Below are 12,443 nucleotides of genomic sequence, written 5' to 3'. Positions count from 1 at the left end.
GCATGACAACTTTATTTAAGTTGTCTATTACTTTCATCCATAAATGGAAGCAGCAACAACATTAGGAGGTTAAAAAAAAAATTTATTCTTCATCATCTATAAATTCAGGTTCAATTTTTTCTAGTCTCTCTTCTTTCAAAATGGTAAACATTTTGGCTGCATCTTCTTTTTTCACTGTCTCACGTATTTCTTCTACACGTGCTGTTACTATTTTTTGACCAAATCGGATGGCCAGTTCATCTCCAGCTTTTACTGAACTGCTTGCTTTCGCTACCTTCTCATTGATAGTGATACGCCCCTGATCTGCCACCTCTTTAGCTAAAGTACGACGTTTGATTAAACGTGAAACTTTTAAAAATTTATCTAATCTCATAGTTCTTTCTCCCTTTCTAGTTGCTTCGCTTCATTCCAGAACCTATCTAATTGATCTAAAGTAAAGTCAGCAAATGATTTTCCACTTGCCTTTACTTGAGCTTCCACATAGCCAAATCGTCTAGCAAACTTTTCATTGGCATGCAGAATTGCCTCTTCTGGAGATAATTTATAGAAACGTGCTAAGTTCACTAATGTAAATAATACGTCTCCTAATTCATCAAGTCTGGATATACTAGAGCCATTCGTCACTTCATGGCGAAATTCCTGCCACTCCTCCGCAAACTTATCCCATGCACCTTCTACATCCGGCCAGTCAAAGCCTACTTTGGCAGCTCTATTTTGATAATTAAAGGCTGTCTGTAGCGCCGAGGACGCCCTATACTCCCCGTCTAATAGTGGTTTATCAGTCATACCCTTTTCTTCAGCCTTTATAGCCTCCCAATTGGCTACAACACCATCAGCATCTTCCACTGCAACATCTCCAAAGACATGTGGATGGCGACGAATCATCTTCTCACTAATAGAAGCTAAAACATCTTCAAGCTTAAAGTAACCTTGATCTTCACCTATTTGTGCATGTAAAAACACCTGTAAGAGCACATCACCAAGTTCCTCAATCATTGCAAAATCGTCTTCAGCGTCTACTGCAGCTAAATATTCATGTGCTTCTTCGAGTAAATATTTTTTTAAGGACTCATGAGTTTGCTTTTGGTCCCATGGACAGCCATTCGGACCTCTTAATGTTGCAATAATCGTACGGAATGTTGTCCAATCTCTTAAAGCCTCTTCCTGTGAATTTACAGGTGGCACATAGACTGTTGTTAAATTATTAACCTCCACACTTTGATCGAGCTCATAGAGTGGTACAGTAACAATTTTTTCTTCCGAAGATCCCGCAGCCGTCACTACTGTCACTGGGTACTCGTCATCATATTTCTCCATCAAAGTTAGCTTTACTTCTGAAGCACTAAATGTATCGTACACTTGGGCAATTAAGATATGCTGACGCATATTAATGTCATGCATGGAAAAGCTAGTGCCATCTAGCAATTGAAAACCTTCAATCGGATCAATTTTCAATGCACCAAATATAGGATCCAAGAAACTCTGTCCACCTTCTATAACAAGATTGAAAGTTCCCTCATTCGCTGCTTCTATAAGCAATTGGACTGTTTGTTCGGCAACCAATGGATGACCTGGTACGGCGTACATAATATCCTCTATTGCGGTAGCTGCTATAAGTGATTCTGCAATTTCGGCATACACTGGCTGGAATGCGTCATGTTTTTCATATACTTTGTCAAAGCTTTCAAACGTTATACCTTCTGCCGCTAATTCCTCTAGTACCGGATGATCAACTGTACGAACAAATAATTTTTTTGCAGCTTTTAATTTTTTATATACGCCCATCTGCAACTGATTAAAATCACCTGCACCTAGACCAATAATAGTTAAAGTATTCAATATTTCCACCTACTTCTTTGAATTTAACCATAGTTGGTAAACAGCCATCCTACGTCCAAACGGCAGTAAATACCACTCTTTTTCTACTAAAACTCGTTTCTTCGCAATCATTGTAAGCATAACAAACGCCCCCAAGCCTACAGCTGTAAATCCTGCGATCACAGCCACTGAACGTGGTGACAGTAAATGGCCTAAAAAAGCCGATACCAGCTGTAGCCATACTAATACGACCACTGCCATACTTATTGATGCGAGCCCCACTTTTTTATAAAATTCTTTGGATGCTAATTGAATACCAGTTATTGTTTTTAAATAAACAATAAGCAAGAATGCTGTTACTAATAATCCAATATCATTTGCAATAGCTGCTCCTAATACACCAAGCCAGCCTATCAAACGAACATTTAATATAATTTTTAACACAAATCCTATCATTAAGAATAATGCTGGCTTCTTTAATTTTCCATAGCCTTGTAAAATGGCTGTAAATGTAAGAATAATTGATAAAGGCACTATTTGGAATACATACACAATTAATACTTCGGACAATGCATTGGTTTTAAAAAGCATTTCATTTAAATACGGCATAACAAGCATTAATCCTAACGAAGCAGCCCATCCAAACAAGATAGAAGCTTTGTACGTTAATTGGATAAATGGAATGGCACTTCGACCTTCTTGTTTTTTCGATAGATGAGCAACAAGTGGAACAATTGCAAGAGATAAAGAGGATGCGATAACAACTCCTAATTGTACTAGCGGCTGTCCACGATCATAAATCCCCTTCGTTTCTTTAGCAACTGTAGAGTCCATACCATGATCGATTAATAACGAATAGATTGTAAAGGAATCAACTAACTGATAGCCAAGTAATAATAGGCCACTCATACTTACACTTAAGCTAAGCCATGTAACTTCTTTCATAATAGGCAAGCTTTTAGCCTTGTGTAGACGAAGATGCACACGGAATAGACCAAAGCGTTTAGAAAAAATATAGGCAAGTAATACAAATGCGATAATTTCCCCAACCACTGTACCAATAACGGCCATTTTCCCTGCAGCATATAGAGATTTTGTAGTAGTCATAATGACAAATGTTCCTGTTAAAATAACGGTTACCCTAATCGCCTGTTCAACCACTTGAGCATAAGCAATAGGCTCCATAATCCCTCTAGATTGGAAGCCACCTTTCAAAATAGCAAGTGCCGGCATTACCAATACTACAAGAGAGCCTGTACGTATCAACGGTGCTAGTTGAGTATCACCCATCAACTGGGCTATTTTATCAGCCCCCCCAAATAGGACAGCAAAAAACAACAATGAGAGCACCGTCAAATAACGGAAAACGACACGCATTATCATGCTTCTTTTTTCATTACGTTCTATTGTATCAACTATGCAATCATTATCTGCAAGCATTTTTGAAATGGCTATAGCAAAGCCACTGGATGTCCAAACAACGAAAATTGAAATAACTGGATATACCTGTTGATAAATATAAAAGCCTTCATCACCAACTAGATTTTGAAAAGGTACACGGTAAATTGCACTAAGGACTTTTACGATAAGGGCAGCGATTGTCAATAAGGCCGCTCCCTTCATGTAGCTTTTCATACCAAAACGTTGCGACATAAATTGCCCTCTTTCCTTCTTAACAATGCCAATAGTATAGCATATCTTAAAAGTTTGACGCGCCAGGCACTACTACTGTTCCTAAATTGGCCTATATTTATGTACGCAAAAAAAGTTATTACTCGGCCTTAAAGGTCATCGCAATAACTTTTACATGCATCAGCTATTCATTTGTTTCGCTAAGAAGTTTGCAGCCGTTTCCACTACTTTTACTTCTACCTCACCAACAAAATGCACTTTAGACAATACTATAATGCAGCCAATTGGGTCACCATTCACCATAATAGGTGTTGCACAATATGATTTTACTTGCTCATATTGTCCAGGAACAATTTCAATAGATGTCTCCATTTTTTCAATCTTTGTAGAGCGCTCCTCCATGAAGCCTTCTGCAAAGGACGTAATACGACGATTGATATATTCTTTTTTACCTATCCCTGCTACGGCAATCACTTCATCACGGTCTGTGACAAATGCTGGTGTTCCTAATGTTTCATATAATGTTTCAACATATTCTCTTGCAAATTCTCCTAAATCGTTAATCGGAGAATATTTTTTTAATATGACTTCACCTTCACGGTCCGTATAAATTTCAAGCGGGTCGCCTTCACGAATACGTAGCGTCCTACGAATTTCTTTTGGAATAACTACACGCCCTAAATCATCAATACGACGAACAATTCCTGTTGCCTTCATTCTAATGCCTCGCTTTCGCTACAATAAAATTTTTTATTCAACTATAGTATGGTTTTTATTTGAGCAATCTATGCAAAAACTGAAGAAAAAGGATTTCACAACCATTAATTTTTTCAAAAAAATTTGCATTACATCAATCAACTCCTTATTAGAGTACCCAAGGAATAAGTTTCTATAATACATTTATTAAAATTGTAACGAATAAAGGCAGTCTTATCTTTATTTGAAAAGATAGGACTGCCATCTACTATAGCTTCTTTGCTTTATCAATAATTTGCATCAGTTCTTCCAAAATGTCGAAGGGTTGATATTTTCCGCATTTCCGCTCATCAATCGTTAGTTTTAATTGCATGCCATCCATACCAAAACCAACAGCACGTTCAAATTTCATGGATTCTTCAATAATTTTACTACCATCAACATTTGCCGTCCCCTGTTCAGACAACAATATAGTTATAAGCTTCTGCTTCTCTTTTACAGAGATGACTCCCGCGCCTAATCCCCATACTTTCATTCGTGCTACACGTAGTAAACGCTCTGTTTCAATTGGAAGATCACCAAATCGATCTTCTAATTCCTCCATGATTTCACCATACTCTTCCACCTGATCCATTGCTTTAATACGTTTATACATTTGAATTTTTTGGTATCCATCAGGAATATAGACATCAGGAATATACGCATCGACACTTAATAAAATTTCAATCTCAGGTTTTTCTTCTTTTTTCACACCTGTTTGACGCTCTGCAATTGCCTCTTGAAGCATCTGTGAATATAAATCAAAACCAACTGAATCAATAAAGCCATGCTGTTGGGCTCCAAGTAAGTTCCCAGCTCCTCGAATAGATAAGTCTCGCATAGCAATTTTAAAGCCTGATCCCAACTCCGTAAATTCTTTAATGGCCTGCAATCTTTGCTCGGCAACATCTGTCAATACTTTATCACGCTGGTACATAAAATAGGCATAGGCTACCCGGTTAGAACGCCCAACGCGCCCACGCAATTGATAGAGCTGAGCTAAGCCCATTCGATCAGCATCGTGAACAATTAGAGTATTGACATTAGGAATATCTACACCAGTCTCAATAATAGTCGTTGTTACAAGTACATCATAATCGCCTTCTAAAAAGGATAATATGACTGACTCTAATTCAGTCTCTGACATTTTCCCATGTGCATGACCTATTCGTGCCTCTGGAACAAGCACTTGAATTTCCTCAACTTTTCTAGCCATATCTTCTACGCGATTATATAAGTAAAACACTTGTCCGCCACGTGCCATCTCTCTTTCGATTGCCTCTCGTACTAGTGCCCCGCTATGTTCCATCACGTATGTTTGAACTGGGAATCGATTGGCTGGTGGTGTTTCAATAACAGACAAATCTCGGACGCCTACCATTGACATATGGAGTGTTCTCGGAATTGGTGTTGCTGTTAAAGTTAACACATCGACATTTGTTTTTAACTGCTTAATTTTTTCTTTATGCGTTACACCAAAACGTTGTTCTTCATCAACAATTAACAAACCAAGGTCTTGGAATATTAAATCCTTCGATAAGATTCTGTGTGTTCCAATAACTATATCGACTTGCCCTTCTTTTAGCCCTTTTAATGTAGCTGTTTGCTCTTTCTTAGACCTGAAGCGTGATAGCAATCCCACATTAATAGCAAAATCCTGGAAGCGTTCACGAATTGTTTCATAATGCTGCTGGGCTAAAATGGTCGTAGGGACAAGGAAGGCAACCTGTTTGCCATCTTGAATAGCTTTAAATGCTGCACGGATAGCCACTTCTGTTTTACCATAGCCTACGTCACCACAAACTAGGCGATCCATAGGACGCTCACGCTCCATATCCCTTTTTACTTCAACAATAGAACGTAGCTGGTCCTCAGTTTCTTCATAGGCGAACATTGCCTCGAAGTTACGTTGATCATCATTATCAGGTGTAAAAGCATGCCCTTTTTCAGCTTCCCGCTTCGCATAAAGCTTAATTAAATCATCTGCAATATCCTGTACAGCAGATGATACCTTGGCCTTCGCTTTTTTCCACTCTGCGCCACCTAATTTATGTAGCTTCGGTTCACGATCCTCTGATGCCACATATTTTTGTATTAAGTCTATTTGCTCGACAGGTACATATAATTTATCGTCTGCACGATATCGAATATGCAAGTAATCCTTATGTGTTCCATTTACCTCTAACGTTTCTACACCAATGTATTTCCCTATTCCGTGGTGAACGTGAACAACATAATCACCAGGTTTAATTTCCGTATAGCTTTTAATACGTTCAGCATTCGTCATTTTTTGCGTACGTGCTTTTTTCTTTGCCTGCTGCTTAAATAGCTCATCCTCTGTTACAATGGCCATACGTTGGAGTGGTAATTCGAAACCACTTGACAATGCTCCATCGACAATATAAATTCCAGGCTCTGTAGGCTCACCTATCGCCGCATGGATATCATACTCTTCTAGCATTTGCTGAACACGCTTCACACGCTCTTTATCTCTAGCTACGATGAGTACTGTAAACTTCCCAAGTAACCAACGTTCAATCTCACTTTGTAACAAGGCCATTTGACCGTGAAATTGTTGCATTGGCTTGCAAGAAAAGTTAGTGGTCTTATTAAACGTTATTCCCGAAAATGTACGTGAGAATAATGAAAAGGAAAGCTTTTGTTGCGACAGCATGGCCACTATTTCCTTTAATGTGAAGGCTGGTTTAACATCATGAACCATTTTCCCTTCTTCAATTAAAGATAAGAACCATTCCTCTTCTTCACGTTCCCAAGCGTCCATAACTTCTTGGATGCGTCCAAGCTCATCAAACAGAACAATTCCATCTTGGGCAAAATAGTCGCCTAAATAAGCCGATTTATCATATAATAATGATCCATATTTATTGACATAGTCTGGAAGATTCCCTTGTTGTAGCAATTCAATATCATACTGAATATGCTGATAAAGGAGTTCTTTGGTCTCCTGCCTTTTAACTTTCTTTAGGCTTGCCCCTAACGCTTTTTCTAAACGTTCTGCCAATGTCTGTCTTTCTGATTTTGTAAGAATAACCTCAGAGGCAGGAAGTATACGAATTTTTTGTAGTTTATTAATAGAACGTTGATCATCTGCCGAAAATGTTCTTATAGAATCTACTTCTGTGTCAAATAATTCAATACGAATAGGTGATGCTAAATACGGTGGATAAATATCAAGTATGCCTCCACGTAAGGCAAATTCGCCAGGTGTAGTCACCATGGAATTACGTACATAGCCCATTTCAACTAATGTTTGTAGCCATGCATCCACTTCAATTTCATCGCCCACAGTTGTTTGTAAAAAATAGTGTAGCCAATGTTCCTTCGGCTGCATGATCTTTCTTAAACCGGCAACAGGGATTACATAAACAGCCTTCTCACCTCTAGCTAAGCAATCAAGCGTTGCGATTCGTTCCGCTCGTAATTCTGGAGAGGCCACGGAAAGATCTGCAGCAATAAATTCGTCAGCCGGGTAATAGTGAACATTTTCTTCACCTAATAGTCCAGCAAGCTCATCCACCATTCTTTGCGCCTGCAGTAGATTAGGAGAAACAATGTAAATCGGCTTCTTTACATATTCAAATAACGCATCGACCATCACGGGACGTGCGCTTCCAGTTAAACCTGTAATCAGCTGCGATGCAGTTTGACCGCTCTGAATATCCTGTAAAAATGATGTAATATGTTTATCCCGCGACACAAGCTGTCGTAAAACTTCCACAGTCAAAAGCTCCTTTCAGCATAAAATTCCATTTGTCATTACTAGTATTCTAGTGCTAGTTTATATATTTTTATTTATTTGCCATTTTACGAAATGGAAAAAGCCTTGAACACACATGAAGTGTGTCAAAGCATCCTTCCAATTATTGAATCCATTTATTGAGTGCATGATAATCTGGATATTGTCTCAGCGAATCCTCACATTGCTCACAAATACAGTGCACAGTCGTATGTCCATGCTGATCTTTCTCAACATAATCATCGGCTTCTCCCAATTCGAAAATATGTAGTTTTCGAATTGTATCATCTGCATCAAATGGTAGTGTCCCTATTTCTACTTCACAATGTCGACATCGATAGCGAACTGACATCTCCAAATCATCCTCCTTTAAGCAACTTTCTACTTAAAGTATAGACATTTATAAATCGGATTATGCACTTTCTTGATGTCTTCAGCATTGTATGAACTTAAAAATTAGAGAATTAATTTTTGCTTATAGGAAAGACTTATCCATATAAGCATGAGCTTAACTTAGACTTTTATATCCAAATATTTTAACTAAATTCCGCGACTTTACTTGTTAAAATGATTCATCACATCAAGAAACGGCTTTGAAAGAGATACTTCTACAGCATTTACAGACTTTTCAATAGCTTCATTCATAGAAACCTGATCTTCTTTTGAAAACTTTCCTAATACATAATCTGCAACCTTCATGCCAGCAGGTGGGCGACTAATACCTACCCGGATTCGATTAAATTCCTGTGTCCCTAAATGTTGAATTAAGGACTTAATGCCATTGTGGCCACCCGCACTTCCTTTTTGGCGCAAGCGCAATTTCCCAGTTTCCAAATCTAAGTCATCGTATATAACAATTAGATCTTCCACATCAATATCAAAATAATCCATTAAGGGACCTACACATTCCCCTGATAAATTCATATATGTTAAAGGCTTAACAAGTAGAACCTTTCCCTCAGGTCGATGAACAGTTGTATACATACCATTAAATTTTGAATTTGTTAAAGGCGTCCCCCATTTTTCTGCTAACGCATCGATCACATCAAAACCAATATTATGTCTAGTATGCTCATACGGTTTACCCGGATTTCCTAAACCAACGATAATTTTCATAAGTACCTCTCTTCTTTCAAATCTAATAGTCATTATTTTACCATACCACATGCCTAGAAAGCATTTTGAACAATTACTAAATCCCATTAAACTTACAAAAAAAGCTAGCAAGAAAGTTTTAGCTTTCTTACTAGCCTGAAAAATAATTTATTTTACACTTGCTCTTCTTCTACACTCGCTGAAACTTCTTCTTGCTCTGCCGAAACAGGAGCTACAATCGTTACTAATAGATAATCATCTTCACTAATAATTTCTACAGGCGTTTGATGTCGAATCTCTGCCACTGTCAGAGATTCCCCTACTTTTAATGATGAGATATCAACTTCAATGGAATCAGGTAATTCAGCTGGTTTTACCTTCACTTTTAATTCTAAGTTAGGCTGCATTAAAATACCGCCTTCACTCACTCCAACTGACTGACCAATTAATTTAATTGGCACATCTACCTCTAATTCCTCCGCCATATTAATTGCTAAAAAGTCTACATGATTAACTTCATCTTTTAATGAACATTGCTGTACTTCTGATACAACCACATTCACTTTTTTCCCCTCTAAATCTAGTGAAAACACACTGTTTTGCCCATTTTTTTGAATGGATTTCTTAAATTCTTTTGCAGAAATAGAAATTGGGGTTGAATCTAGCTTATAGCCGTAAATAACTGCAGGAATGGCTCCCCCTTTTCTAAGTTGGGTTAATGTCGAACGATGCCCAGTTTCGCGCTTTGTAACACTTAATACTGTACTCATACCTCTTTATTCCCCTTCCAAGAAAATTATTTACGCCTTATCAACAATTAGCCACTCCTCATTTTGTGACTGTTTTGTTAAAGGCTATAATAATATTTACCTCTATTAGTTAAAGTAGTGTAAATATTATGAAGACACATTTACTATTATACCCCTTTATTAGGAGATTCACACATAATAAACCCTTTCCTTTGCTTAAATAAAGAAAAAAGGACAAATCCATCTAAAAAGATAGGTTTGCCCTTTATATAATATCTTTATGATTAATCGAATAGAGTACTTACAGATTTGTTTTCGTAAACGCGAGAAATTGCATCAGCCATTAATTTAGCTACAGAAAGCTCTGTAATTTTTGGAGATTTTTTATCTTCCGCAAGCTGAATTGTATTTGTCACGACTAATTCTTTAATAGAAGAGTTTTCGATACGTTCGATAGCTGGGCCAGATAGTACAGGGTGAGAACAGCAAGCATACACTTCTTTTGCACCCGCAGCACGTAATGCATCAGCACCGATCGTAATTGTACCTGCAGTGTCAATAATATCATCAATCAAGATTGCCACTTTACCATCAACATTACCCACAATGTTCATAACTTCTGCAACATTTGGTTTTGGACGTCGCTTGTCAATAATTGCAATTGGTGCTTTTAATCGTTCAGCCATTTTACGAGCACGTGTTACCCCACCATGGTCTGGTGAAACAATAACGATTTCATCTTCTGGAATACCTTTAGATTTGAAGTAATCAGATAATAATGGTACTGCCATTAAGTGGTCAATTAAGATATCGAAGAAACCTTGAATTTGAGGTGCATGTAAATCTAATACAATCACTCGTGTTGCACCAGCTGTCTCGAGTAGGTTTGCCACTAATTTAGCTGTAATTGGTTCACGCGCTTTTGCTTTACGATCTTGGCGTGCATAACCATAATAAGGCATTACGACGTTTACTGTACGAGCAGATGCACGTTTAACTGCATCTACCATAATTAAAAGCTCCATTAAATGTTCGTTTACTGGTGCAGAAGTTGACTGCACGATAAACACATCACAACCACGAATACTTTCTTCAATGCTAATTTGAACTTCTCCATCGCTGAAGTGCTTAACAGAAGATTTCCCTAATTCTACACCCATTTCTTGCGCAATTTCTTGAGCTAGTGGGTTATTTGAATTTAGAGAAAATATTTTTAATTGTGAGTTTGCATAATGATACGGCATGATGGCCTCCTGTTTAGTTGATAATTATTTTGAATTTAATTTGCTTACATAATTAGGTTTGTTTTCTTGTCTTGCACGAGCAATTGCAAGTGCATCTTCAGGTACTTCTTTTGTAATTGTAGAACCTGCTGCAATAAATGAACCTTTTCCAACTTTCACTGGCGCTACTAAGTTAGTATTACATCCTACAAATACATCATCTTCAATAATTGTTTTGAACTTATTTTTCCCATCATAGTTAACTGTAATGGAACCGCAGCCAACATTGACGTTACTGCCAATTTCAGCATCACCAATATAGCTTAAATGCGATACTTTTGTGTCATTACCTAGCTTGCTTTTCTTCACTTCTACAAAGTTACCAATTTTCACATGGCTACCGATGTCTGATAGTGGTCGAATATGAGCAAATGGTCCAATGGCTGTATCTTCCGCAATAGCGCTTTCACGTACAACAGAAGAATGCACCGTCGTACGATCTCCAATACGGCTATCTGCAATTTGAGTATTTGGGCCAATGTTGCAATCTTCTCCGATTACAGTGGCTCCTTCTATCATACAACCTGGTTGAATGACAGTATCACTTCCAATAACAGCTTCCGCGCTAATATATGTCGTTTCAGGGTGGATAATTGTCACACCATTACGCATATGCTTTTCATTAATTCTAGCTCGCATTAATGTCTCGGCCTGTGATAAGGCAACACGGTCATTGACACCAAGTGTTTCTTCAAAATCATCTGTCACGTATGCCTCTACAATATCACCTTGCTTTTGTAGAATTTCAATAACATCTGGTAAATAGTATTCACCCTGAGCGTTGTCATTCTTCACTAATTTCAAAGTTTCAAATAGCAACTTGTTATCAAAGCAGTAGGTGCCCGTGTTTATTTCTTTTACTAATTGCTGTGCTGCTGAAGCATCCTTTTGTTCAACAATTTGCTCTACTTGCCCGTTCTCGCTACGTAAAATACGTCCATAGCCAGTTGGATTTTCCGCAATTGCAGTTAAAATTGTTGCTTTAGCCTTCTTTGCCTGATGATGCTCAAATAGAGCCTGCATAGTTTCGGGGCGAATTAGCGGTGTATCACCACACACAACTAAAGTTGTTCCTTCTTCATTCCCCAGTATTCCCTCAGCTTGTTGAACAGCGTGTGCTGTCCCTAACTGTTCGGCTTGAAGAACATACTCACTTTTATCTCCAAGCTGTTGTTGCACTTTTTCTGCACCATGTCCAACAACCGTTACAATGCGATTGACATCTAACGTTTGAATATGATCCACCACATGTTGTACCATCGGTTTCCCACAAACTGGATGGAGCACTTTATATAATTTGGACTTCATACGTGTACCTTGACCTGCAGCCAAAATGACAGCAAAAATATTGCTCATCTGTAAGTCCTCCAATAC

10 protein-coding genes are annotated in these 12,443 nt (G+C 38.0%); all 10 read right to left on the bottom strand.

Features of this window, described 5'->3' with window-relative positions; translation table 11 throughout:
* Nucleotides 1-82 precede the first annotated feature (82 nt).
* Nucleotides 83-373: an RNA-binding S4 domain-containing protein gene (locus A2J09_RS19300; RefSeq protein ID WP_008180273.1), complete on the bottom strand. Its 291-nt coding sequence runs from the start codon at nt 371-373 to the stop codon at nt 83-85.
* Nucleotides 370-1,839, bottom strand: a complete 1,470-nt coding sequence (gene mazG, locus A2J09_RS19295) for a bifunctional methyltransferase/pyrophosphohydrolase YabN (RefSeq protein ID WP_036160352.1) — start codon at nt 1,837-1,839, stop codon at nt 370-372. The genes A2J09_RS19300 and mazG overlap by 4 nt, the downstream gene beginning before the upstream one ends.
* Before the next feature lie 9 nt (nt 1,840-1,848).
* Nucleotides 1,849-3,471 carry a putative polysaccharide biosynthesis protein gene (locus A2J09_RS19290; RefSeq protein WP_012291887.1) on the bottom strand — a complete coding sequence of 541 codons (1,623 nt, stop codon included), beginning with the start codon at nt 3,469-3,471 and terminating at the stop codon, nt 1,849-1,851.
* A gap of 159 nt (nt 3,472-3,630) precedes the next feature.
* Nucleotides 3,631-4,167 (bottom strand): stage V sporulation protein T, encoded by a 537-nt coding sequence (gene spoVT, locus A2J09_RS19285; RefSeq protein ID WP_012291886.1) that lies wholly within the window; start codon nt 4,165-4,167, stop codon nt 3,631-3,633.
* Between the two features lie 247 nt (nt 4,168-4,414).
* Nucleotides 4,415-7,924 (bottom strand): transcription-repair coupling factor, encoded by a 3,510-nt coding sequence (gene mfd / locus A2J09_RS19280; protein WP_012291885.1) that lies wholly within the window; start codon nt 7,922-7,924, stop codon nt 4,415-4,417.
* A 142-nt stretch (nt 7,925-8,066) separates the two neighbouring features.
* Nucleotides 8,067-8,294: an anti-sigma-F factor Fin gene (locus tag A2J09_RS19275; RefSeq protein WP_008180264.1), complete on the bottom strand. Its 228-nt coding sequence runs from the start codon at nt 8,292-8,294 to the stop codon at nt 8,067-8,069.
* 203 nt (nt 8,295-8,497) lie between these two features.
* Entirely contained in the window at nt 8,498-9,058 is a 561-nt protein-coding gene (gene pth, locus A2J09_RS19270; protein WP_031416108.1) for an aminoacyl-tRNA hydrolase, read from the bottom strand.
* Nucleotides 9,059-9,210: 152 nt separating this feature from the next.
* Nucleotides 9,211-9,807, bottom strand: coding sequence for a 50S ribosomal protein L25/general stress protein Ctc (locus A2J09_RS19265; RefSeq protein WP_012291883.1), 597 nt, complete (start codon nt 9,805-9,807; stop codon nt 9,211-9,213).
* 263 nt (nt 9,808-10,070) lie between these two features.
* The gene (locus A2J09_RS19260; protein WP_012291882.1) at nt 10,071-11,030 is read right to left on the bottom strand and encodes a ribose-phosphate diphosphokinase; all 960 of its coding nucleotides are present in this window, start codon (nt 11,028-11,030) and stop codon (nt 10,071-10,073) included.
* A 24-nt stretch (nt 11,031-11,054) separates the two neighbouring features.
* Nucleotides 11,055-12,425, bottom strand: a complete 1,371-nt coding sequence (gene glmU / locus A2J09_RS19255) for a bifunctional UDP-N-acetylglucosamine diphosphorylase/glucosamine-1-phosphate N-acetyltransferase GlmU (RefSeq protein ID WP_031416107.1) — start codon at nt 12,423-12,425, stop codon at nt 11,055-11,057.
* Between the last annotated feature and the right edge of the window lie 18 nt (nt 12,426-12,443).

This window comes from Lysinibacillus sphaericus (genome assembly GCF_001629735.1).
Lineage (GTDB): Bacteria > Bacillota > Bacilli > Bacillales_A > Planococcaceae > Lysinibacillus > Lysinibacillus pinottii.
This window is presented reverse-complemented; position numbering and strand designations above follow the sequence as displayed.

What these genes read in the sequence shown, in the direction of transcription:
- A2J09_RS19300 (WP_008180273.1), bottom strand. Translation starts at nt 373, where the DNA reads ATGAGATTAGATAAATTTTTAAAAGTTTCACGTTTAATCAAACGTCGT.
- A2J09_RS19275 (WP_008180264.1), bottom strand. Translation starts at nt 8,294, where the DNA reads ATGTCAGTTCGCTATCGATGTCGACATTGTGAAGTAGAAATAGGGACA.
- spoVT (WP_012291886.1), bottom strand. Translation starts at nt 4,167, where the DNA reads ATGAAGGCAACAGGAATTGTTCGTCGTATTGATGATTTAGGGCGTGTA.
- A2J09_RS19290 (WP_012291887.1), bottom strand. Translation starts at nt 3,471, where the DNA reads ATGTCGCAACGTTTTGGTATGAAAAGCTACATGAAGGGAGCGGCCTTA.
- pth (WP_031416108.1), bottom strand. Translation starts at nt 9,058, where the DNA reads ATGAAAATTATCGTTGGTTTAGGAAATCCGGGTAAACCGTATGAGCAT.
- A2J09_RS19265 (WP_012291883.1), bottom strand. Translation starts at nt 9,807, where the DNA reads ATGAGTACAGTATTAAGTGTTACAAAGCGCGAAACTGGGCATCGTTCG.
- glmU (WP_031416107.1), bottom strand. Translation starts at nt 12,425, where the DNA reads ATGAGCAATATTTTTGCTGTCATTTTGGCTGCAGGTCAAGGTACACGT.
- A2J09_RS19260 (WP_012291882.1), bottom strand. Translation starts at nt 11,030, where the DNA reads ATGCCGTATCATTATGCAAACTCACAATTAAAAATATTTTCTCTAAAT.